Annotated in this window: 18 protein-coding genes and 1 pseudogene; 9 read left to right on the top strand and 10 right to left on the bottom strand. The window is 65.0% G+C overall.

Features of this window, described 5'->3' with window-relative positions; all coding sequences use genetic code 11:
- Positions 1-5: 5 nt before the first annotated feature.
- Entirely contained in the window at positions 6-845 is an 840-nt protein-coding gene (locus RHPLAN_RS15920; RefSeq protein ID WP_084244986.1) for an EfeM/EfeO family lipoprotein, read from the bottom strand.
- A gap of 378 nt (positions 846-1,223) precedes the next feature.
- Between RHPLAN_RS15920 and RHPLAN_RS15915 the strand changes: the two genes are divergently transcribed.
- Together RHPLAN_RS15915 and RHPLAN_RS15910 are read left to right on the top strand one after the other, a co-directional pair.
- Positions 1,224-2,960: an alkaline phosphatase family protein gene (locus RHPLAN_RS15915; RefSeq protein ID WP_237180152.1), complete on the top strand. Its 1,737-nt coding sequence runs from the start codon at positions 1,224-1,226 to the stop codon at positions 2,958-2,960.
- A 197-nt stretch (positions 2,961-3,157) separates the two neighbouring features.
- The gene (locus RHPLAN_RS15910; RefSeq protein WP_068019744.1) at positions 3,158-4,180 is read left to right on the top strand and encodes a Bug family tripartite tricarboxylate transporter substrate binding protein; all 1,023 of its coding nucleotides are present in this window, start codon (positions 3,158-3,160) and stop codon (positions 4,178-4,180) included.
- Positions 4,181-4,375: 195 nt separating this feature from the next.
- On the opposite strand, the pseudogene RHPLAN_RS40130 reads toward RHPLAN_RS15910, so the two are convergent.
- Together RHPLAN_RS40130 and RHPLAN_RS15905 are read right to left on the bottom strand one after the other, a co-directional pair.
- Positions 4,376-4,579: pseudogene (locus RHPLAN_RS40130) on the bottom strand (RidA family protein); the annotation flags it as partial.
- 190 nt (positions 4,580-4,769) lie between these two features.
- Positions 4,770-5,753, bottom strand: a complete 984-nt coding sequence (locus RHPLAN_RS15905) for a Bug family tripartite tricarboxylate transporter substrate binding protein (RefSeq protein ID WP_198164949.1) — start codon at positions 5,751-5,753, stop codon at positions 4,770-4,772.
- A gap of 133 nt (positions 5,754-5,886) precedes the next feature.
- Between RHPLAN_RS15905 and RHPLAN_RS15900 the strand changes: the two genes are divergently transcribed.
- Both RHPLAN_RS15900 and RHPLAN_RS15895 read left to right on the top strand, forming a co-directional pair.
- A complete protein-coding gene (locus RHPLAN_RS15900; protein ID WP_068019740.1) occupies positions 5,887-7,407 on the top strand; it encodes an amidohydrolase family protein in 1,521 nt (506 codons plus the stop codon).
- A gap of 87 nt (positions 7,408-7,494) precedes the next feature.
- Positions 7,495-8,481, top strand: a complete 987-nt coding sequence (locus RHPLAN_RS15895; RefSeq protein WP_068019738.1) for a Bug family tripartite tricarboxylate transporter substrate binding protein — start codon at positions 7,495-7,497, stop codon at positions 8,479-8,481.
- A 161-nt stretch (positions 8,482-8,642) separates the two neighbouring features.
- Here RHPLAN_RS15895 and RHPLAN_RS15890 read toward each other — a convergent pair whose 3' ends face one another.
- Together RHPLAN_RS15890 and RHPLAN_RS15885 are read right to left on the bottom strand one after the other, a co-directional pair.
- The gene (locus RHPLAN_RS15890) at positions 8,643-9,920 is read right to left on the bottom strand and encodes a M20 family metallopeptidase (protein WP_068019736.1); all 1,278 of its coding nucleotides are present in this window, start codon (positions 9,918-9,920) and stop codon (positions 8,643-8,645) included.
- 210 nt (positions 9,921-10,130) lie between these two features.
- Positions 10,131-11,105: a Bug family tripartite tricarboxylate transporter substrate binding protein gene (locus tag RHPLAN_RS15885; RefSeq protein WP_068019735.1), complete on the bottom strand. Its 975-nt coding sequence runs from the start codon at positions 11,103-11,105 to the stop codon at positions 10,131-10,133.
- 101 nt (positions 11,106-11,206) lie between these two features.
- On the opposite strand from RHPLAN_RS15885, the gene hpaB reads away from it, so the two are divergent.
- The 3 genes from hpaB (at position 11,207) to RHPLAN_RS15870 (ending at position 13,943) form a co-directional block, all read left to right on the top strand.
- Positions 11,207-12,667 carry a 4-hydroxyphenylacetate 3-monooxygenase, oxygenase component gene (gene hpaB, locus RHPLAN_RS15880; protein ID WP_068031309.1) on the top strand — a complete coding sequence of 487 codons (1,461 nt, stop codon included), beginning with the start codon at positions 11,207-11,209 and terminating at the stop codon, positions 12,665-12,667.
- Positions 12,668-12,841: 174 nt separating this feature from the next.
- On the top strand, positions 12,842-13,219 hold the full coding sequence (locus RHPLAN_RS15875; RefSeq protein WP_068019733.1) for a BA14K family protein: 378 nt from the start codon (positions 12,842-12,844) through the stop codon (positions 13,217-13,219).
- A gap of 292 nt (positions 13,220-13,511) precedes the next feature.
- On the top strand, positions 13,512-13,943 hold the full coding sequence (locus tag RHPLAN_RS15870) for a BA14K family protein (RefSeq protein WP_068019725.1): 432 nt from the start codon (positions 13,512-13,514) through the stop codon (positions 13,941-13,943).
- Between the two features lie 66 nt (positions 13,944-14,009).
- On the opposite strand, the gene RHPLAN_RS15865 is transcribed toward RHPLAN_RS15870, so the two are convergent.
- The 3 genes from RHPLAN_RS15865 to RHPLAN_RS15855 form a co-directional block, all read right to left on the bottom strand.
- Positions 14,010-15,689 (bottom strand): FAD-dependent oxidoreductase, encoded by a 1,680-nt coding sequence (locus RHPLAN_RS15865; protein WP_068019723.1) that lies wholly within the window; start codon positions 15,687-15,689, stop codon positions 14,010-14,012.
- A gap of 114 nt (positions 15,690-15,803) precedes the next feature.
- Positions 15,804-16,226, bottom strand: a complete 423-nt coding sequence (locus RHPLAN_RS15860; protein ID WP_068019721.1) for a GlcG/HbpS family heme-binding protein — start codon at positions 16,224-16,226, stop codon at positions 15,804-15,806.
- A 6-nt stretch (positions 16,227-16,232) separates the two neighbouring features.
- Entirely contained in the window at positions 16,233-17,477 is a 1,245-nt protein-coding gene (locus RHPLAN_RS15855; protein ID WP_068019719.1) for a flavin-dependent oxidoreductase, read from the bottom strand.
- Between the two features lie 274 nt (positions 17,478-17,751).
- Between RHPLAN_RS15855 and RHPLAN_RS15850 the strand changes: the two genes are divergently transcribed.
- Entirely contained in the window at positions 17,752-18,456 is a 705-nt protein-coding gene (locus RHPLAN_RS15850) for a Crp/Fnr family transcriptional regulator (RefSeq protein WP_198164947.1), read from the top strand.
- Positions 18,457-18,533: 77 nt separating this feature from the next.
- Here RHPLAN_RS15850 and RHPLAN_RS15845 read toward each other — a convergent pair whose 3' ends face one another.
- Positions 18,534-18,776: a hypothetical protein gene (locus tag RHPLAN_RS15845; RefSeq protein ID WP_068019717.1), complete on the bottom strand. Its 243-nt coding sequence runs from the start codon at positions 18,774-18,776 to the stop codon at positions 18,534-18,536.
- 235 nt (positions 18,777-19,011) lie between these two features.
- Between RHPLAN_RS15845 and htpG the strand changes: the two genes are divergently transcribed.
- Entirely contained in the window at positions 19,012-20,916 is a 1,905-nt protein-coding gene (htpG, locus tag RHPLAN_RS15840; RefSeq protein ID WP_068019716.1) for a molecular chaperone HtpG, read from the top strand.
- Here the strand turns inward: htpG and RHPLAN_RS15835 are convergent.
- Entirely contained in the window at positions 20,885-21,727 is an 843-nt protein-coding gene (locus tag RHPLAN_RS15835; protein ID WP_068019715.1) for an IclR family transcriptional regulator, read from the bottom strand. The two genes, htpG and RHPLAN_RS15835, sit on opposite strands and share 32 nt — an antisense overlap.
- Positions 21,728-21,769: the final 42 nt, after the last annotated feature.

The raw sequence follows: 21,769 nt of genomic DNA, 5'->3' as shown, positions 1-21,769 counted from the left end.
GAGTGTCACTGGGCGGTTTCTTCGAGGGTCGGCTTGCCAAGTCCGATCTTCGGGGCGGCGACTTGAAGGAGCGTCACCAGTTCCTCGCTCTCGGCACGAAGCTTTTCGCCGTCGAGCTGCTTCAACTCTGATATCCTGACCGCAACCTTCAGCCGCTCGACCGAGGTCCTTACCTCCTGCCCGAGCTTCGGATCGCCGGCCGCGAGCGCGTCGGCGAAGATCACGCGATAGGCGAGCTCGATGCCGTCAGCGTTGCTCTGCATGTCGTTCAAGGAGGTGCCGCTGAGCCGCGACTCCCCGCCATCGGCCTTGTTGCCGCCGACTTCGAAGGCAAGCCGCGCTATGCCGTTGAGCAGGCGCTGCGGTGCGAGCGGAATGCCGCGTAGCTGCGCGGCCAGTTCCTCGAGCCGCGCGATCAGCACGTTGGTTTCGGCACGCGCGTCGGCGTTCCCGGCTCCGAACAGCTTGGCTTCGACGCCGTGAAAGCCGCGCGTGGCGTTCGGCCAGGCGTCAATGTCCTGGTCGAGGTCAGGCACGAATCCCGAGGTGAATACCTCCGACCGCTCCCAGCCGACGCGCGCCTCGATCCAAGCTTTTTTTGCGCACGGCAGGTCGTTGGCCGTCATGCAGTCGCGCATCTGCCGCGCGCCGGCGAGCGCGTGGTCGATGTCCTCGATCAGATAGGCCCGGTAGCGTTCAGCGCTTTCGTCGAGCGAAGGCTGCACACCGTTCGACACCGCGGCGCCGGCGCTGAGCCACAGCGCGCCGGAAAAGAATAGAGAAAACGAAATTCCGCGAAATGTGACGCCCGACGCGGCCGCCAAAATTTTCTTAGCCCGCGCCATCAGTACCTCCGTACCGGTCAAAGGTCTTGAGCGCCGCAGGATGCTCGACGCATTGGGAACAACAATAAGGCTCGCGGTTTCCGCGAAGATTTCGATCGAACGCTGATCGCGAGATATTGGGAATCTGTACCAGCGCTTCGATGACGTTTGAATTACAGATCGGCGACAGCCAAGTCACAGAACACATCATGCTGTCGAAATATGCGCGCGAGTGCGCAAGGTTTCCGATGTAACGGCTGCAAACGTCCGTCACACATAAAAAATGGGAACGTCAATCAACAGTCATCGAACCGATATGTGCCCGGCCTAGCGTCTCCCGCGGTTTTTATTTTTCTAAATCGGGAGGCTGTCTAGATGCGCTTTAGAGACTCAATTTCCATGGCCGCGTTGATCGCAGGCCTTGTTGCCATAGCGCCCAACGCTCATGCGGCGTCGTTGCAGGATTTCAAGCATATCGTGGTCATCTATCAGGAGAACCACAGCTTCGATAACCTCTACGGCCACTGGGGCGATGTGGACGAAGACGAGATCAACGGCCCGCAGAACGCCACGCCGGCGCGCACCAAGCAGGTCCGCCAGGACAATGTCACTCAATACAGGTGCCTGCTGCAGAACGACGTCAACCTGACGTCACCGCCGTTGGCGCAATCCTGCAGCGACACCTCGATCGGCACGACGACGTTCACGAGCGCCTTCAAGAACGAGCCGTTCTTCATCGACAACTACATCGCGGCGACCGACAGCACCTGCCCGGCTCCCGGCGTATTTGCGGCCAACGGCCTGGCGAAAGGCAGCGCCGGCGCCCTGCCCGGCGGCTGCACCAAGGACATCGTGCATCGCTTCTACAGCGAGCAGTATCAGCTCAACGGCGGCAAGCAGAACCGCTATCTGACCGGCAGCGATGCTTCGGGCCTCACGATGGGCGCCTATGACACCAAGAAGCTGCCTATCTTCAAGTATCTGCATGAGCGCGGCGCGCCGAAATATGTGATCGCCGACAGCTTCTTCCAGGCGGCGTTCGGCGGTTCGTTCCTCAACCATCAATGGCTGGTTGCAGGCGCCTCTCCGTTCTGGGCGAATGCGGTCCACGACGGCTCGACGAACGACTTCCATTCAATCGTCGACTCGAACGGGATGCCGACCGCCACGCCGCTCTACACGCCGACCGGCACGGTGAAGGACACCATGATGACCCAGGCTTGCCCGGCTTCGAACGGCCTCGCCTGCGGCGACTACGCGGTCAACACCACGCAGCCGTTCAGCCAGCCCTACTCGCCTGGCACGGCCGACAACAAGCGCCTGCCGCCGCTCACCAACCCGACGATCGGCGATCGCCTGATGGCCAAGCGCGTCGACTGGGCCTGGTATTCGGGCGGCTGGTCGAACGCCTCCGGCAACGTCGGCGGCCCGGGCTGGACCAACGGCACCTCGTCCTGCACGGACCCGAACGCCAATCTGAGCGCTGGCTTCCCGCTGTGCCCGGACAAGAACTTCCAGTACCACCATCAGGCGTTCAACTACTTCGCCAACTTCCAGATCGGCACCGTCGGGCGCACCCATCTCCGCGACGAGGCCGAGTTCCTGCAGTCGGCGCAGAACGGCACGCTCAAAGCGGTAAGCTTCATCAAGCCGGTCGGCGAGGAGAACGAGCACCCGGGCTACACCAGCGAGACCGAGGGCAGCAGCCACTTGGTCGACCTGATCAAGGCCGTGGTGAACGGGCCGCAGGCCAAGGACACGCTGATCATCGTCACCTATGACGAGTTCGGCGGTCAGTGGGATCACGTCCCGCCCCCGCCCTATGGCCGCCACGGCCGCGACGCGCAGGCCGCCGACCAATGGGGCCCGGGCACCCGCATCCCTGCCTTGCTGGTCTCGAAGCGCTTCGAACGCTCCGGTGTCGCGCATGAAGACTACGACACGACATCGATCATCAAGCTGATCGAGCGGCGGTTCGACCTGCAGACGATGCTGACTCGTCCGGTCCGCAGCCTCTCGGTGGCATTGCAGGCCGCTGGCCGTGGCGACAACGGGCACGACCACGACGATGACCATGGCAATGGTAACGGCCACGGCAATGGTAACGGCAACGGCCACGGCGATCACGACCACTAAGCTGAATTGACCTGAACTAAGTGGGGCCCGCACCTCGAACGGTGCGGGCTCTTCTTTTTTTGCTCGGCAGCCAAGGCCGTCGGGTTTCGTCCACGTTGCCAAGCCCGGCGCGGTGGTTTACCGCAGGACATTCGGGGTTGGCGTGCGGCATCATCTGGCGTCAACGACAAGAAACGTACGTGAATGGGAGACGTCCGATGAAGCGTGTCACAGCCGCGGGCCTTGTGGCCTTCGCGGCCATCTGCACTTCGCCCTGCTCCGCGCAGACACCCGAGCAGTTCTACAAAGGCAAGCAGATCGAGCTTGCGATCGGCTATCCGCCGGCCGGCAGCAACGACATCTATGCGCGATTGCTCGGCCGTTACCTCGGCAAACACATTCCCGGCAATCCGACCATCGTGCCGCAGAACCGGCCCGGCGCCGGCTCCTTTCTCGCCCTCGCCTATGTCTACAACGTCGCGCCGAAGGACGGCTCCGTGATCGGCATCGGCGCGCCCACCGCGCCGCTTGACGAGAAGCTCGGCACCCAGGGCGTGCGCTTCAAGGCCGCCGAGTTCAACTGGATCGGCCGCATCGACTCACTGATCAATATGGTGTTCCTCTGGCACACCGCTCCAGTGAAGACGATCGAGGACGCATTCAAGATCGAGTCGAAGCTCTCCGGCACCGGCGTAGGCTCGACGGTCGCGATCTATCCGACCGTGATGAACAACGTGCTCGGTACCAAGTTCAAACTGATCATGGGCTACAAGGGCTCGAGCGACGCGCAGCTTGCGGTCGAGCGTGGCGAGGTCGAGGGCCATTCCACGTCCTGGACTGCCGTGAAGGTCGCGCATCCCGACTGGCGGCCGGAGAAGAAGATCAACGTCGTGGTGCAGTTCTCCGTGAAGCGCCACCCGGAGATGGCCGACGTGCCGACCGTGGTCGAACTCGCCAAGACCGACGAGCAGCGCAAGATCCTCAGCGCCGTGGTCAACGCCGCCGAGATCGGCACCGCCTTCTTCACCACGCCGGGCGCGCCGCCCGACCGGGTCGAGGCGCTGCGCCGCGCCTTCGATGCCACCATGAAGGACCCGGAGTTTTTGGCCGAAGCCGAGCGCTTGAAGCTCACGGTCGGCCCGCTCACCGGCGAGGAACTGCAAAAGGTCGTCGCCGAGGTGAGCACGCTCACACCGGAACTGGTCGAGAAAGTGAAGGCGGCTTACGAGATGAAGAAGTAGCAAGCCGCCTCGATCTGCAGGCAACTTGGGTAGACCATCACCGTCACCCTGAGGCGCCCGCCATAGGCGGGCCTCGAAGGGCGACGGCCCCGCTGGTGCGACAGCCGGGCCGTCATCCTTCGAGGCTCGCCATAGCGCGTCGAAGACGCGCGTGAACGCGCTGGTGGCTCGCACCTCAGGATGACGGGACGAGAGTCACACCGCCGCGATGGCTTCGACCTCCAACAGGAAATTCGGATTGGCGAGTCCGCGCAGGACGCACAGCGTGCTGCCGGGCGGGTTTTCCCCGAAATAGTCGTTCAGGATGGCACGCGCCTTCGGCACATCGTGCGGATTGCAGATGTAGATGGTGACCTTGGTGACGTCCGAGAATCTGGCCCCGCCGGCAGCGAGCGCATTTTTGCGCCTCGAAGCTGGTTGGCGGCAGCACGGTGCCGTCGACGTCTGCCGCGACCTGTCCGGCGCAGAACACGAGCTTTTTCGCCTCCTCCACCGTCACCACATGCGCATAGTTCGAGAACGGCTTTGAGATCGTCGGGGGATTGGTTCGCGTGATCTTGGCCATGGGTTTGTTCCTCCCTGATTTGTGCTATTTCGCTGACATCGGATTGTGCCCACTGAGTTTGGCAAGCTCGGCCTGCCGCTCGCGCTCGGCGCGCATGTAGGCAGCGAAGCGTTCCGGCGTGTTCGAGGCCGCATCCGGGATCGTCATGCCGAGCTCCTGCATCCGCGTCTTGAACAGCTCGGTATGGATCGACTCGTTGAGCGCCTTCAACAAGGTTGCGACAATCGGCTGCGGCAGCTTCGCCGGCCCGACGAGACCGACAAAGCCGCTATGGTTGAAATTCTTGTAGCCGAGCTCTTCCATGGTCGGCACGTCCGGCCAGGCCGGGATACGTTGCGCGCCGGCCACGGCGAGAGGACGTATCTTGCCGGCCTCGACCAGCGGCTTGGCCGCCAGATAGAACGTGAACGTCGCCTGCACGGCCCCCGTCACGACGGCGGCGGCCGCCTCGCCCGAGCCGCGATACGGCACGTCGACGATCTTGGTGCCCGCCGTGGCATTGAGTTGCGTGATGGCAATCGCGGGCGACGTCGCCGGTCCCGAGGTACCAAAGCTGATCTTGTTGGGGTTGCCCTTGGCGTCGTCGATCAGCTCCTTGAGCGACTTGTAAGGCAGCGCCGCGTTGACCACGAGCACCAGCGGCGGGCCATCGGTGATCTTGCCGATCAGCGTAAAGTCGGCGACCGCGTCATAAGGAACCTTGATGTAGTGCAGGTTCTGAACGTCGGCGAGCGCGTTCACCAGAAGCGTGTAGCCATCGGGATCGGCGCGCAGCACATGAGTGGCGCCGACCACGCCCGAAGCACCGGTCTTGTTCTCGACCACGATCGAGGCGCCGAGCTTCTCCTGCATGATCGGAGCGAGCACACGCGCCGGCACGTCGGTGAGCCCGCCCGGCGCGAACGGCACCACAAACGATATCGGCCGGTTCGGATAATTCTGCGCTGGCGCCGGTGCGAGACCGAGCGCCAGCAAGCCCAGTGCAACGATTCCATTTTTGAGAGTCATGCCCCGCTCCATCCTGGCAGCTTGAAAAAGATCATACCTGCAAGCACACCGCATGCCAGGGGCGACGCTGCCGCACATTCCCTCAATGCAAATCCGCATGCGATGCTAGGATCGAAGTGACGGAGGAATTTGCATGACCGACGCCGGCCAGAACGCGACCATTCTCATTCGTGGCGGACGCATCTACGACCACGATGGCGACGTGCATCAGCCCGCGACCGGCGACATCCTGATTTCCGCGGGGCGGATCGAACGGATCGCCCCGCATATCGACGCACCAGCGGGCGCGCAGGTGATCGACGCAACGAACAAGCTTGTCGCGCCGGGCCTCGTCAACGCGCACTACCATTCTCACGACGTGCTGATGCGGGGCATGTTCGAGGAAGCGCCGTTCGATATCTGGACGAGCTACACGGGCGCGGCCGGCTACGGCACGCGCACCCATCGCGAGGTGCGCATTCGCACGCTGATCGGCGCCGCCGAGATGCTGCGCAACGGCATCACCACAGTGCAGGACTTCCTCACCCTCTACCCGGTCGAAGAAGCCTATCTCGACACTGTGCTGTCGGCTTATGACGAGGCCGGCATCCGCGTCAATTTCGCGATCGCGGCGCGCGACAAGTCGCAGCTCGACATTTCGCCGCTGATGGCGAAGGACCTGCCGGAAGCGATCCGCGACCGCATCTTCGGCAAGCCTGGCCGCACAGCGCAGCAGGAGCTCGATTTCGTCGCGGGCCAGATCAAGCGGCTCGGCATGGCGCCGAAGAAGCTGATCACCTGGGCGCTGGCGCCGTCGGCGCCGCAGCGCTGCTCGCCGGAGCTGCTGGCCGGCATGGCCGCGCTGTCACGCGAGCACAAGCTGCCGGTGTTCACCCATGTCTACGAGACCCGGCCGCAGGCCGCCGCCGCCAAGGTGCAATCGATCTCTCTGCTGGAACTGCTGAAGACCGCAGGGCTCCTCAACGAGCGGCTCAATCTCGTGCACGGCGTCTGGCTGTCGCCAAGCGACATCGAGATGCTCGCCGCCGCGCGGGCGCGCGTGGTGCACAATCCGATCAGCAACCTCAAGCTCAAGAGCGGGGCTGCGCCGATCCTCGATCTCCATAAGGCCGGAGTCGAAGTTGCGCTCGGCTGCGACAACTACAGCTGCGCCGAGACGCAGAACATCTTCATCGCCATGAAGATGCTTTGCCTCCTCCCCGCCATCACCAGTCCTGAGCCGCACCCGGTCACCGCAGCGCTGGCGCTGAAGGCTGCGACGCTCACCGGCGCCAAGGCGGTCAACATGGAAGGCCAGATCGGCGCGCTCAAGCCTGGCATGGCGGCGGACCTGATGATCCTCGATCTCAACGAGCCCAGCTTTGTGCCGTTCAACAGCGCATCGCGGCAGCTCGTATTCTCCGAATGCGGCGGCTCGATCGACACCGTGCTGGTGGCGGGCCGCCCCGTCGTGCGCGGGCGGAAGCTCGCCACCATCGACGAGGCCAAGCTCGCCGCCGAGGCCGGCGAAATCTCGCCGGCGTTCCGCCGCGATGTCGAGGCGCAGATCAAGCGCAGCGCCGATCTCGTCGCGCCGCTTCTTGAAGGCAACCGTAAGGTTTGGAGCACGGAGCTTGGCATCGCGCGCTACATTGGCGGGCCGAAAAACTCCTGATAGTGCCCGACAGGCATGTTTCTTGCTTTTTTCGCTGCGCTGTAACCATCGGCCACTCCGAACACTGACCGATCAAGGGATAGAATTATGTCTGCTCGTCTTCTCGGCCTGACGCTGGCAACCGCTTCGGCATTCGCGATCTCATCGCTCGCCGCATATGCCGACGACTGGCCATCGCGTCCCGTCACCATGGTGGTGCCGTTTGGGGCCGGCAGCGCGTCGGACGTGGTCGGACGCATCCTCGCCGCGGGACTTGCAGCTCCGCTCGGTCAGCAGGTGGTGATCGAGAATATCGGCGGCGCTGGTGGCATGACGGGAGTGCTTCGCGTCGCCAAGGCCGCGCCGGATGGCTATCAATTCGCGCTCGCGAGCGTCGACACCATCGCGATCAATCAATCCGCCTACAAGAAGCCGCTCTACAACTCCAAAACTGATTTCACCACCGCCGGGATCAGCGTGGAGCAGCCGATCATCCTGCTCGCGCGCGCCGACCTGCCTGCCAACAACCTGCAAGAGTTCATCGCCTACGCCAAGACGAACGGCGCCAAGATGCAATTCGCCTCGGGCGGCGTCGGCTCGGGCTCGCACCTCGCCTGCGCGCGGACGCTCGCCGCAGTCGGCCTCGACATTACGCACATCGCTTATCGTGGCTCGGCGCAGGCCCTGCAGGATCTCGCCGCGGGGCGCATCGACTATTACTGCTCGCTCGGCGCCGCAGTGCCGGCCCAGCTCGAGGCCAAGACCGCCAAGGCCATCGCCAATCTCGCCCGCGAGCGCTCGCCGCTCTTCCCGGACATCCCGACTTCGGCCGAACAGGGCCTGCCGGGCGTCGAGGCCTATTTCTGGAGCGGCTTCTTTTTTCCGAAAGACACACCGACGCCAATCGTCACACGCCTGCACGATGCCACGCAGAAGGCGATCAACGACCCCGCGACCCAGCAGCGGCTGAAAAACGCCGGCGTCAGCGTGGTCGCTCCGGAGCGGCGCTCGATCGACTACGCGAAGACGTTCGTCGACGACGAGATCGCGTCCTGGGCCGCGACCATCAAGGCGAGCGGTGTGGCCTTGGACTGACCGCTTGTGTCCCCGGCGCAGCGCAGCATGAAGCGCAGCGGAATGATGCGCTGCAGACCCGGGACCCCGGTTGGCTGATCAAGAAACCGGGACCCCGCGTCTGCGGCGCACCACTTCGTGCTGCGCCGCGCGCGGGGAACACCGTGAGAGTTGAGCCTAACTCAGCTTGCTTTCCGGCTGCACAAGTCCAGCGCCATCGCCAGATAGATCTTCGCAGCTGCAACGCAGTCCTCGACCAGCACGTGCTCGCCGAAGGAATGCATCGAGCTGGCGTTCTTGGCCTCCGGGTGCATCCGGCCGCCGGGGCCGAAGGCCACGCACGGCACGCCATAGGCTGTCAGATGAATCGCATCGGCGCCGGGGCGCCGGATGATGTTCGGGGGCCGTTCGCCGGTGACGTCCTTTTGCGCCGCGCCGAGCGCCTCGATGATCGGCAGCTTGTCGTCGAGCAGCAGAGGCGGATCGCTGACGTAAACGTGCAGCTTCGGCTCGGCGATGCCCTTGCGGTCGGCAAAGCCGCGCAGCACCTTGCGCAAATCGCGCTTGACGCTCTCGACGGTCTGGCCCGGCACGGTGCGGATGTCGAGATAGAGGCTGCATTCGTATGGATTGCGCGACAGCCGCCACGGCGCGCCGCCGCGAATGGCCGCGACCGTGACGTTCGGGTGCTCGCCCATGAACACATGGGCGGCTTCGTAGTCCTTGCTCCATTTGGCGATGTCGGTCTGCAGTTCATGCATCACCGCAATAGCGTTGACGACGTTCGGGCGGTTGGCGAGCGCCGAATGCGCCACCGTGCCTTCGACCGTGATGCGGAGCCAGATGCAGCCCAGGTTGGCGACCGAGATGCGCATGCCGGTCGGTTCGGCCAGCAGTGCGAAGTCCGCCGTGACGCCGTGCGTGGCCAGCTGCCGCGTGCCGATGCCGTAGCCGGAATATTCGACGCCCTGGAATTCCTCGATCGCGGTCTTCTCGATCTCGCCGACCACGCCGCCGAACGAGATGTCGCCGGCAAGCTCGATGCCCGCGCGTTCGATGGCTTCGGTCGCGATCAGCGCCGAAGCGAGCCCACTCTTCATGTTGTTGGCGCCGAGCCCGAAGACCCAGCCGTCGCGATGGATCGCCTTGGGCTGGAAGCCGAGGCCTGCGTCGCGCAGATGCTCCTCCTGCCCCGAGTAGGACGTGTCCATGTGCCCGGTGAACAGAAGATTGAGCCCGTCGCCGCGGCCGCGGCGGTGACCGACCGCGTTGGGGCGGTTGGTGTCGACCAAAGGCAGATCGGTGTCCATGCCGGACTTCCGCATCCGTGCGACCAGATATTGCGCGACGCCGATCTCGCTGCCGGTCGGGCTCGAGATGTCGACGAGGTCCATCAGCAAGGTGCGAACGTTGTCGGCGCTGATAAAGGCTGCGGCTTTGGCGTAGTCGGGATGGGTCATTTTCTATTTCCTCTGCGCGGCCCACAGTAGTCGTCATGGCCGGGCTTGTCCCGGCCATCTCGATGAGGGACGCACCGTGCCCACCTAATCGAGATGCCCGGCACCGTAGGCGAGCGAAGCGACGCCGTCCTTAGGACGGCTGTGGCCGGGCATGACGTGGAGGTAGAAGCGCCAAGCAAAAACGCCGAGCCGGCGGAAAGAGCAAAAGGCCTACTGCGCCTTCAACCCCGAGGCGCGGATGATCGGCCACCACTTGTCGATCTCGGCCTTGTGGTAGGCCGCGAGCGCCTCCGGAGTCTGCTGCTCGCGCGGCCAGACGTCCTGGCCGATGTCGGCCAGCCGCTTCTTCGCGTTGGGATCGGCGAGCGCGTGGACCACCGCAGCGTTCAGTTTCGCGATGACCTCCTTCGGCGTGCCTTTCGGCGCCCACATCGCGTGCCAATAGGCCACGTAAAGCCCCGGCGTCCCCGACTCGTCGATCGAGGGCACATCGGGCAGCGGCGCCCAGCGCTCTTTCGCCATCACCGCATAGGCCTTGATGGTGCCGCCCTTCACCGGGCCGAGCGCGTTGGCCGCCTGATCGAACATCAGGTCGACCTGCCCGGCCATCATGTCGGTCACCGCCGGCCCGCCGCCACGATAGGGCACGAAGCGGAATGACGTTCCGGTCTCCTTCTGGAAATACATCGCCGAAACCTGCGCGCCGCCGGCGACGCCGACGGTCGCAGCCGTTGCCTTGTCCGGATTGGCCTTGAGCCAGACGACCAGCTCCTTGACGTCCTTCGCGGGAAAATCCTTGCGCGCGATGATGAGCTGCGGCGTGTTGGCGATCAGCGCGATCGGCTCGAAGTCCTTCACGATGTCGTAGGGCACGTCATAGGTCACCGGATTGACCACATGCGTGCTCCACTGCCCGATGCCGACGGTGTAGCCATCCGGTTCAGCCTTGGCGAGCTTGCCGACGCCGAGATTACCGCCTGCGCCGGGCAGATTCTCGATCACCACGGGCTGACCCAACGTTTCGCGCATCGGCTCGACAATGATGCGGGCGATGACGTCGAGGGGACCGCCCGCCGGGAATGGCGCCACCAGCGTGATCGGCCGCGACGGATACGTCTGCGCGTCTGCGGTCCCCAGGCTCGCAGCGATTGCAACGAGCGCCATTGCACCAAGCCAATTCCTCATAACGGTCTCCCGTTGCGGGGCGGCGTCCCCTCTAGGCGGTGCCGCGCGGCCATGCATAGTAAGCAAAGGTTATGCCTTCGGGCGAGGACGGAGCGGTCGGAATGACGGTGCGGAGCGGACAGCAGTTCATCGACGGCCTGCGCGGCGCGCCGCGCGAGGTCTGGGCCGCGGGCCGGAAAATCGCCGACGTCACCACCGATCCGATGTTCGCCCGCCCCGTGCGCTCGATCGCCGAACTCTACGATCTGCAGGTCGCGCCCGCCCATCGCGACGTCATGACACAGCGCGAGGACGGCACCGAATACGGCGCCTCGTTCCTCATCCCGCGCGCGCCGGCCGATCTGGTCAAGCGGCGGCTGTCGATGCAGGTCTGGGCGGAGGCGAGCTTCGGCATGGTCGGCCGCTCGCCGGACTATCTCAACACCGTGCTGATGACCTGGGCCGAGGGCGCCGACTTCTTCGGCCAGCGTGGCGCGCAGTTCGCCGACAATGTCCGCAACTACTACAAGCTTTGCCGCGACCAGGACCTGTTCCTGACCCACGCCATCGTCAATCCGCAGACCGACCGCTCCAAGGGCTCGCACCAGCAGGGCGACGAATATGCACACCTCGGCGTGGTCGAGGAAACCAAAGAAGGTCTGATCGTGCGCGGCGCCAAGATGCTGGCGACGCATGGCCCGACCGCCGACGAGATCCTGATCTATCCGCAGCCCGGCATCCGCGAAGGCGAAGAGAAATATGTGCTGGCCTTCGGCATTCCGTGCGCCACCAAGGGGCTGCGCTTCATCTGTCGCGAGCCGTTCGACGACGGCAGGCAGTCGGTCTGGGATCATCCGCTCGGTGCGCGCTTCGAGGAGCCCGATGCGGTCTGCGTGTTCGATGACGTACTGATCCCCTGGGACCGCGTGTTCCTCTACGGTGACGTGAAGATGGGCAACGCGCTGTTCGCGCAGGCCTCGATCCGCAATCACACGGGCCATCAGACCGCGGTGCGCGGCCTTGCCAAATGCCAGTTCATGACCGGCGTCGTCATTGCGCTCACCCGCGCCGTGAAATCCGACAGCTTCCTGCATGTGCAGGAGCAGCTCGGTGAACTGCTCGGCTATCTGCAGATGATCGAAGCCGCGATCGTGCTGGCCGAGCAGAAGGCCGAGCCGACCGGCCGTGGCGCAATCCGGCCGGCCTACGCGCCGCTGCAGGCACTGCGTTACCATTTGCCGAAATGGTACGAGCGCATGGTGCAGGTGACGCAGGTGCTGGCCGCAGGCGGTCTCCTCATCAGCCCGACCGAGGCGGACCTGCGTTCGGAAATCGGCCCTGACATCGCGCGCTATTACAAAGGCGCAAGCATCGAAGCCGAGGAGCGCATCCGGCTCTATAAGCTCGCCTGGGACGCCACCGGCACGCAGTTCGGCCAGCGCATGCTGCAGTACGAGCGCTATTACGCGGGCGATCCGGTGCGGGTCGCGGCGAGCTACTACAACGATTCCAATGTCGGCCCGCTGCTCGATCTGGTGAAACGGGCGCTTGCTGTGGATGGCAAAATCTCAACGCAGCAATGAGTTTTCGCGATGCCTCATTCATCTGGCAGTCACCGCATCGCTCATAGCATCGTCCGCGGTGTATTGCCGCTGCGCGCGTCCTTTTGTCGGCCCCTTTGCATTGTATCGTACCTTGCAAGGGCCTAGGTTGCCGGGGGGAAGGATTGCAACGAACAGACTTGGAGAGACGACACGATGACTGGGCATCAGGCGAGCCGGCCGGCTCGTAAAATCTTGACTCGCGTGCTGGCGACCGGCGCTCTGCTGGGCGTCTATCTGTTCAACACCGTCGCCATGACCGGCGTGGTCATGACATCGAGCGTCTCGCCGGCCATGGCGCGCGGCAGAGGGCGCGGCGGCTGGGATCGCGGCCGAGGCCGAGGCCGCGGTGGCAGCGGCGTGGGTGTTGGCATTGGCCTCGGGATTGCGGCTGGCGTCATCGGCGGCGCGATCGCGGCCGACGCGGCCCGCCGGAACAACGCCGTTGATTACTGCATGCAGCGCTACCGGACCTACAATCCGAACACCGGCACCTATTTCGCTGCGCCCGGCGTCGAGCGCCCCTGCCCCTGAGCGATCCATTTGCTTTGGTGAAAATCGAGAGGGCTCCGGCGGCACCGCCGGAGCCCTCGGTGTTTCGAAACGTTCTCCGCGGCCGCTCGCGCCCCGGAACGACACCACCGATCAGTGCGGCGACAACACGCTGTGGATTTGCGACACCACCGCGGCGCCCTCGTCCACTGCAGCCGCCACGCGCTTGGTCGAGCTGGCGCACCCATGCCGGCCCACCCGTCCATTGTGTCATACAACACAACAGCCTACGGTTGTCTGGGGAGGACTGTAACGGCACAACGGAGAGAGATTTATGATTGGGCGACAACCGGGCCAACCGGCCCGTAAATTTCTGACACGGCTGCTGGCGACCGGCGCACTGCTGGGCGTCTATGCATTCAACACCATCGCCATGACCGGCGTGTTCATGAGCTCGAGCGTTTCCCCGGCCATGGCGCAGCGCGGCAAAAAGCCCGGTGGCGGCGGTGGCCGCGGCGGCGGTGGTGGTGGTGGTCGAGGCGGCAACGTTGTTCGCGGCGGCGGCGGTCGTGGGCGCGGCGGCGGTGGCGGCCGCGGGATCGGCATTGGTGTAGGCATTGCAGCCGGCATCATTGGCGCTGGCATTGCAGCCGACGCGGCACGCCGTCGGGACGCCGTGGACTACTGCATGCAGCGGTTCCGGAGTTACAATCCGAATACCGGCACATACATCGGGGCAGGTGGCATCGAGCGTCCCTGCCCGTAACCGTTCGCTTCCTGTTTTGAACTAACGAAGGCTCCGGCGGCATCGCCGGAGCCTTCGGTGTTTTGATCAGTGCGGCGAAAGCACACTGTGGATCTGCGACACCACCGCGGCGCCCTCGCCCACCGCAGCCGCCACGCGCTTGGTCGAGCCCGCACGCACATCGCCGATCGCAAACACGCCAGGCACGCTGGTTTCGAGCGGCAACGGCGCGCGGTTGGAGCCGGCGCGACCCTGGGCAAACTGCTGGCCAGTGATCACAAAACCTCCGCCGTCCACATCGACGCGCTTGGAAAGCCATTCGGCGTTCGGATCCGCGCCGATAAACAGGAACAGGTGGCGCGGCGAACAGACCTTCAGCTCACCTGTCGTGCGGCAGCGGAACGTCGCGTTCTTGAGTCCGCCAGTGCCGTCGCCTTCAAGCCCGACGATCTCGGTACTGGCATGCAACTCGACATTCGGCAGCGCCCCGATGCGGTCGATCAGATAGCGCGACATCGAGGCTTCGAGGCCCTTGCCGCGGCAAATGAGATGCAACTTCTTCACCTTGGGCGCGAGAAAGACGCAAGCCTGTCCAGCGGAGTTGCCGGCGCCGACCAGCGCGATCTCCTCGCCCTCGCAGAGTTTCGCTTCGACCGCTGACGCCCAGTACGACACACCGATGCCTTCGAAGGTGTCGAGGTTCGGAATGTCCGGCCGCCGGTAGCGTGCGCCCGAGGCGATCACGATGCTACGGCCCTGCACGGCGCGGTCGTCCTGGAGGATCAGCCGCAGCGGGTCCTCGTCACGCCGCTCCGCCCCACCGCATTCCAGATGCTTGACCTGCAGCGGGATCGCAATCTGCGCGCCGAACTTCTGCGCCTGGCTGAAGGCCCGGCCGGCCAGCGCCATGCCTGAGATACCGGTCGGAAAGCCGAGATAGTTCTCAATCCGCGCCGACGCCCCGGCCTGGCCGCCGAAGTGGCGCTGATCGAGCACCAGCACCGACAGGCCCTCGGAAGCCGCGTACACCGCGGTGGCAAGGCCCGCGGGTCCGGCGCCGACCACCACCACGTCGAACACATCGTCCGGATTAAGCTCAGGCGTAATGCCGAGACAGGAGCCGGCCTGAATCTCGCTCGGCCGCTTCAGCAGCGTGCCGTCCGGGCAGACCATCAGCGGCAACTCGTCCGGCTGCACGCCAAAACGCTCGATCACGGCGCGGCCCTCTTCGTCGGAGTCGGCGTCGAGCGAGGTGTGTGGATAGCCATTGCGCGACAGGAAGTTTCGCAGTCGCATCAGCTCGGGATCGCTGGTGCGCCCGACCAGCACCGAGCCCGCGCCACCGTCCTGGATCAGCGCCACCCGGCGCAGGATGAAAGCGCGCATGAATATCTCGCCGACCTCGGCGGAGCCGACCATCAGCGCGCGCAGATGCGGCGCGTCGAATGGGATCGCGGTGCACCCCCGGGCACCGGCACGTCCGGTGCTAAAGGCACCCCTGCCGGAAAGCGCACCCATCTCACCGGTGAACTGGCCCACGCCCATATGCAGCTCGCCGGATTCCCGGCCGAGCGCATCGCGCATCTCGATCTCGATCGCCCCGCGCAGCACCAGCCAGGCTGGGGCCCCGCGCTCGCCGAGCTTTTGGACCACGTCGCCGGGCGCGAATTCGCGCGGCTCGCCGCTGGCGAAGCGGCGGATCGACTCGATCTGCGCCGCGGTGAGCACCGGATAGATTTGTTGGCGTCGTGTATCGGCGATGCTCATCGCGGCTCCTGCAATACTGTCGTGCGGCGGTCCGGCAGGACCGCCGTCCAATATAGGAGCGCCTTGTGACGTTCCAAAGGGCCGCCTGAAACCGGAACTGACAGCGCGACGCGATCAGAAGCGCTTTGCGCCCGGAAAAGCGGCAACCGCGGCCTTGGCGACCTCTTTGTCCTGTTCGCCGGTGCCGGAGCCGACCCCGATACCCCCAATGACATGGCCGTCGACGATCACCGGCAGGCCGCCCGGCAGGTTGATCCGCCGGCCTTCGGTCGCGATCGCAAGCTTGATGTCGATGCCGGCTGCGATGTCGCCGGTCGGGATGCCATAGGACGCCGCGGTCTGCGCCTTGCGCAGCGCCGTGTCGACCGACAGCCCAAACGCGCCGTCCAACCGCGCCATGGTGAGCAGATGCCCGCCGGTGTCGACGATGCAGATGCATTGCGGCACGCTCATATCCTTCGCCTTGGCGACGGCGGCGGCGAGCAGCTTGGCCGCTCCCTCGTAGGTGAGCTTCAGTGACGGAGCAGTGTCGGCCATTTTTCCTTACCCTTGTGGACGTGAAACCTGTTGCACGTGATAGCCGGCGACCTTCTGATAGCTCTCGAAGATCGCCTTCATCTCGTCCTGGCTGATGATGTCTTCCAGCTTTTCGAATTTCTTGCCGCCGGTGCGCTGCTCGACGGTGTCGACGATGACGTTGGGCGGCGCGGTGCGGTTCTGCAGCACGATCTTGGCCGTGACCGGCAACCGCGCTTCCTCGTAGGCCTTCAGCGCCGCGACCGGATCGGCCTCGCTCGCAAGAAACCGCGCCAGCGCCGCCGCATCGAGGATCGCCTGCGCGCCGCCATTGCCGCCCTGCGGATACATCGGATGCGCGGCGTCGCCCAGGAGCGTGACGCGCTCGAAGCTCCAGTGCGGCACCGGATCGCGGTCGACCATCGGATAGGACAGGATCTGCTGCGCGTTCCGAATGAGCGCCGGCACATCCATCCAGTCGAACACCCAGTCCTGATAGTTCGGCAGGAAGTCCTCGAGCCGCCCCGGCTTGTTCCAGTCGACCGGGACGGCGACATCGCGCTCGATCTCGCAGACCCAATTGTAGAGCGTGCTACCGTCACCGTCGTAGTTCCGGCGCAGCGGATAGATGATCATCGTCGAGTGCCGCGCGCCGATGCGCGCGATGCTCTCGCCGGTGAGGAACGGCTTGTGCACAGTGACGCCGCGCCAGAGATTGTAACCGCGAAACTTGAATGCGCCCTCGTCGGGATAGAACTGCTTGCGCACCACCGAGTGAATGCCGTCGCAGGCGATCAGGATGTCGGCTTGCTGATCCGGCAAGGGAGTACCGTCAGGCGCGGCAAAATGCGCTGTCACGCGGCCGGAGCTTTGCTCCACGCCGGTGCAGCGGTGCCCCACGAAAAAGTTGTCCGCACCGATGCGCTCGCGCACTGCGCCGAGCAGGACCCGCTGCAAGTCGGGTCGCAGCAGCGAGATATGCGGCCATTGATGGCCCGCCGCCTTGCCGAACGGCTCGCGGTAGACGAGCTGGCCGTGGCGCGTGAAAAACGCGTAGTCCTGCGGCTGACATGATGTCGCAACCAGCGCGTCTTCGAGGCCGAGCGCGCTCAGCTCCTTCATGGCGTGGGCGCCGATATTGATGCCGACGCCCAGCGCCCGCATCTCGGCTGCGGCCTCGTATACGCGAATTGTACGCGCCGCGCCGCTCGCCTTAAGGGCGAGGGCCAAGGTCAGCCCACCAATGCCGCCGCCGGTAATGATGACGTCCATAGTGCATTGTTAGCACGATGGAACCCGGGCAAAAGCACCCTGCCCGCGGCCCTGATTTGCACGCAAACTGATTGCAAAATACCCGCAGCAATTTAAGGTGCCGGCGCAATGGAAGCGGCTGCGCCTTGGTTGGCACAGTGCCGCCCACAATCCAGGTCATTGGGAGACCCGGAGCCGGCACTGGTCCGGCATCCGGCGAGTGTGAGCTAGACCGCATACGAGCGCGGCGGGCTTGCCCATATTGGAATCGCTGGGCGGGAGGATCGAGGACACAGTGGATATTCGGGCGACTAAACCACACGAAAGCCTGGAGCGAGTTGGGCTCCTGCGTTCGCTTGACGCAAACGACCGCGTCTCCTTCGAACGGCGCTGCAACTGGCGTCATGCTCATGCCAAGGAGTGGCTGCTCGAGCAGAACGACGTCGGCACCGACATCTTCTTCCTGACGAGCGGCGTGGTGCGCGTGCTGATCACGCCCTCGCCTGACCGCGAGGTCATCCTTGGCGACATCGAAGCCGGCGGCTATTTCGGCGAGATGGCAGCGATCGACGGCCAGCCGCGTTCGGCCGGCATTCTCGCCATCACCGACGCCACCATCGCCTCGATGCCCGCGCCGGTGTTCCGCGAGATCATCCACAAGTATCCGGACGTCAGCGAGCAGCTGCTGCTGCAGCTCGTCGCGCGCATCCGCATGCTCGATCAGCGCGTGCACGAATTTTCGTCGATGCACGTGAAGCACCGCATCTTCGCCGAACTGTTGCGGCGGTCGCGGCCCGATCCGACCAACGAACGGCAGGCGATCGTGTCGCCGCCGCCGGTGCATTCCGACATCGCGGCCCGCGTCAGCACGCGTCGCGAGATGGTGGCGCGGGAGATGAAGGCGCTGGAGCGTTCGGGCCTGATGCTGAAGCGACGCGGCGCGTTCGTGCTGACCAACGTGCCCGAGTTGCTGCAGCAGTTGCACAGCGACGAGAAGTGACGGCGAGAACCGGCAGATAAACAAGGGGCCGCGAACGGATCGTTCGCCGCCCCTTTGGATTTCAGTGGACCATCGATTCAGCGGATCAGAGCCGCCGTGATCGTCTCGACGATGCGGCCGACGCCGTCCTTGCCCAGGATCGCCGCCACCACGATGGCCGCGTACAGCGCGAACCACACGCCCGCGACGAATGCGCCGGTGGTGCCGCTGATCGAGTCCAGATGATAGTGGCTGTGGGCATCCTGATGCTCCTCGGCGATGGGGGGAGCACCAACCACGGTGAAGAACCCGGTGCGATCATGCTCGAGAATGTGTGTCATGGCATTCCCCTCAAGTGCCCAGCTCCGCTATCAATCTGCTCCCGCGCCGTGGTAGCCAGAAGTGTGCAATCTCACACTTCGGAAATTGCCTCTTAATTCAGGCGCTTACCGAGATACCGCGCGCGATGCCGCTCATCGCCGATCCCGAGGTTGGATGAGCCGCACTTAGGCCTTGAATTCTCAGGCCTTTCCCGCCATTTCCTGCGCGACAAATTCCTTGGGATCCCAGCCTGCCATGACCGACACGACCGCCGACGCCAAAACCGAAAATCGCACCTTCGAAGCCGACGTGTCGCGGCTCCTTCACCTGATGGTGCATTCGGTCTATTCGGACAAAGACGTCTTCCTCCGCGAGCTCATCTCGAACGCCGCCGACGCCTGCGAGCGGCTGCGCTACGACGCCATCGCCAATCCTGCCCTGCTCGGCGACGATGCCAAGCCGCGCATCACGATCGCGCTCGACGCCGACAAGCGCGAGCTCACGATCGAAGACAACGGCATCGGCATGAACCATGACGAACTGGTCGACGCGCTCGGCACGATCGCGCGCTCCGGCACCAAGGCGTTCATGGAGCGCCTCGAAGCCGCCAAAGCGAGCGAAAGCGCGACGCTGATCGGACAGTTCGGCGTGGGCTTCTATTCGGCCTTCATGGTCGCCGACCGCGTCGACGTGACCTCGCACCGCGCCGGCAGCGCTGAGGCCTGGCAGTGGTCGTCCGACGGCAAGGGCACCTACACGGTCGCACCGGTCGACGCAGCTTCAGCGCCCGCGCGCGGCACGCGCGTGGTGCTGCATCTGATGGAGGACGCCAAGTCCTACACCGAGCGCTACAACATCGAGCGCATCGTGCACGCCAATTCCGGCCACGTGCCGGTGCCGATCTCGATCATCGAAAAGCCCGGCGCCGAGCCCACGGAGCTGGCGGACGGCGCGGCGCTGTGGACCAAATCGCGCTCCGAGATCAAGCCCGAGGAATACACCGACTTCTACCGCAGCGTTGCCGGCCAGTTCGACGAGCCGGCGCTCACCGTGCACTTCCGCGCCGAAGGCCGCCACGAGTTCACCACCCTCGCCTTTGTCCCGAGCGCGCGGCCGTTCAACCTGTTCGATCCCGGCCGCAAGAGTCGGATGAAGCTCTACGTCAAGCGCGTGTTTATCACCGGCGACGCCGAGATCCTTCCGCATTATCTGCGCTTCGTGCGCGGCATCGTGGATTCGGCCGACCTGCCGCTCAGCCTGTCGCGCGAGATGATCCAGACGAGCCCGATCCTCGCTGCGATCAAGAAGAGCGTCACCGGCCGCGTGCTGAGCGATCTCGAGAAGCTCGCCGACAGCGACGCCGAGGCCTACGGCAAGATCTGGGACCAGTTCGGTCCGGTGCTGAAGGAAGGCATCTACGAGGACCACGAGCGCCGAGACACGCTTTTGAAGCTCGCGCGCTTCCGCAGCACCGCGCAAGCATCCGAGACTCGGCGGAGCCTGAAGGAGTACGTCGAAGGCCTGAAGACCAATCAGACCGCGATCTACTACATCGCCGGCGAGAACCAGGCCCAGATCGAGGCCTCGCCGCATCTCGAAGGCTTCCGCGCCCGCGGCGTCGAGGTGCTGCTGCTCTCCGACATCGTCGACAATCTCTGGGTCACCTACAACCCGTCGTTCGACGGCAAGCCGTTCCGCTCGGTGACGCAAGGCGCGGCCGACCTTGCCGCCATTCCGCTGCTCGACAACACCACCGAAACGAAACCCGAAGCCAACGAGGCGGTGACGGACTTCATCGCCTTCGTGAAGCTCACGTTGGGCGACGCGGTGTCGGACGTGCGCGTCTCCGACCGCCTCACCGACAGCGCCGTCTGCCTGGTCGCGCCCGAAGGCGGGCCCGACCGCTCCTTGGAGAAGCTCCTCGCGGGCTCGGGCCGCGCCGTTCCGGCGGCAAAGCCCGTGCTCGAGATCAATGCGAAGCATGAGCTCGTCACGTCGCTTGCCGCGCTCGACGGCGACAACGCCTTCAAGGAGGACGCGGCCCACCTCCTCTACGACGAAGCACGCGTGCTCGACGGCGACCGGCCGGCCGACGCCAAGGCGTTCTCCGTGCGGCTGGCGCGGCTGATCAGCCGCGGCGTGCAGTCGGCGAAGGGCTGATCGCTTTGGGAGGCGCGCCGCCGATGCGCCGGGTCAGCTCGGCTGCACTCGCTTGCAGCGCGCGCGAGATCGACCCATCCCAGGCCGACGAGAAGGTCGCCGCGAATCCGAACATCGTGATGGCGAGTACAACCCTGCCCTGCTGGTCGAAAATCGGCGCGGAAAATGCATTGAGCCCAGGGTGGCGCTCCCCAGCGCCGCGGGCGAGCCGCCGCCGCCGCACGTCAATGAGACGCCGCATGAAGGTCTGGCGCATCGAGGCGATCGCAGCGGCGGAAAGCTTGAGGCTGCGCCGCTGCGCGTCCAGCTCGGCGTCGAGCAAGAGCTTGAGCCTCTCGGCTTCGAGATAAGCCGCGAACACCCATCCGGCCGAGGTGTTCAACAACGGCAGATCGCCTTTGGTGGTCGGGCGGATCGCGATCGGCTTGGGCGCGTCGACGACGTGCAGGATCGTCGGACCTGTCTGACCCCAGGTGCTGAGGAAGCCGGTTTCGCCGGTCTGCTCCACCAGTTCGCGCAATGCAGCGAGTGCCGCCACTCGCGCGTGACCGCGATCGGCCTCGGCGTGGCTCAGCTGGAATCCGAACGGCCCGATGCCGTAGAGCCCGCGGCCGTCGCGCTGAAGCAGGCCGGTGCGAATGAGGCTCACGCAATAGCGATGCGCCTGGCTGGGCGGCATCCCACTGAGCCTCGCCACCTCGTTCAACGTCGCGGGTCTGCCGAGCCGATGAATGTCCTGGAACAGCCGCACGCCGATCTCCAGCGATTGGATGCCGCGGCGCGCATTCGACTCTAACGGTGCAGGCTTCATGACGATCGCTCGGCCGAGACGCCGCGCTTGACCCGGGTGCGG

This window comes from Rhodoplanes sp. Z2-YC6860 (genome assembly GCF_001579845.1).
In the GTDB taxonomy this organism is placed as follows: Bacteria; Pseudomonadota; Alphaproteobacteria; order Rhizobiales; family Xanthobacteraceae; genus Z2-YC6860.
The sequence above is the reverse complement of the archived record's forward strand: the minus strand, read 5'-3'. Positions and strand labels throughout refer to the sequence as shown.

Bases quoted from the DNA above. Each gene is read 5' to 3' on its own strand.
- RHPLAN_RS15865 (WP_068019723.1), bottom strand. From the start codon at position 15,689: ATGAGCATCGCCGATACACGACGCCAACAAATCTATCCGGTGCTCACC.
- RHPLAN_RS15855 (WP_068019719.1), bottom strand. From the start codon at position 17,477: ATGGACGTCATCATTACCGGCGGCGGCATTGGTGGGCTGACCTTGGCC.
- RHPLAN_RS15910 (WP_068019744.1), top strand. From the start codon at position 3,158: ATGAAGCGTGTCACAGCCGCGGGCCTTGTGGCCTTCGCGGCCATCTGC.
- RHPLAN_RS15845 (WP_068019717.1), bottom strand. From the start codon at position 18,776: ATGACACACATTCTCGAGCATGATCGCACCGGGTTCTTCACCGTGGTT.
- hpaB (WP_068031309.1), top strand. From the start codon at position 11,207: ATGACGGTGCGGAGCGGACAGCAGTTCATCGACGGCCTGCGCGGCGCG.
- RHPLAN_RS15835 (WP_068019715.1), bottom strand. From the start codon at position 21,727: ATGAAGCCTGCACCGTTAGAGTCGAATGCGCGCCGCGGCATCCAATCG.
- RHPLAN_RS15900 (WP_068019740.1), top strand. From the start codon at position 5,887: ATGACCGACGCCGGCCAGAACGCGACCATTCTCATTCGTGGCGGACGC.
- RHPLAN_RS15895 (WP_068019738.1), top strand. From the start codon at position 7,495: ATGTCTGCTCGTCTTCTCGGCCTGACGCTGGCAACCGCTTCGGCATTC.
- RHPLAN_RS15920 (WP_084244986.1), bottom strand. From the start codon at position 845: ATGGCGCGGGCTAAGAAAATTTTGGCGGCCGCGTCGGGCGTCACATTT.
- RHPLAN_RS15860 (WP_068019721.1), bottom strand. From the start codon at position 16,226: ATGGCCGACACTGCTCCGTCACTGAAGCTCACCTACGAGGGAGCGGCC.
- RHPLAN_RS15875 (WP_068019733.1), top strand. From the start codon at position 12,842: ATGACTGGGCATCAGGCGAGCCGGCCGGCTCGTAAAATCTTGACTCGC.
- RHPLAN_RS15905 (WP_198164949.1), bottom strand. From the start codon at position 5,753: ATGACTCTCAAAAATGGAATCGTTGCACTGGGCTTGCTGGCGCTCGGT.
- RHPLAN_RS15915 (WP_237180152.1), top strand. From the start codon at position 1,224: ATGGCCGCGTTGATCGCAGGCCTTGTTGCCATAGCGCCCAACGCTCAT.
- RHPLAN_RS15870 (WP_068019725.1), top strand. From the start codon at position 13,512: ATGATTGGGCGACAACCGGGCCAACCGGCCCGTAAATTTCTGACACGG.
- RHPLAN_RS15885 (WP_068019735.1), bottom strand. From the start codon at position 11,105: ATGAGGAATTGGCTTGGTGCAATGGCGCTCGTTGCAATCGCTGCGAGC.
- RHPLAN_RS15890 (WP_068019736.1), bottom strand. From the start codon at position 9,920: ATGACCCATCCCGACTACGCCAAAGCCGCAGCCTTTATCAGCGCCGAC.
- htpG (WP_068019716.1), top strand. From the start codon at position 19,012: ATGACCGACACGACCGCCGACGCCAAAACCGAAAATCGCACCTTCGAA.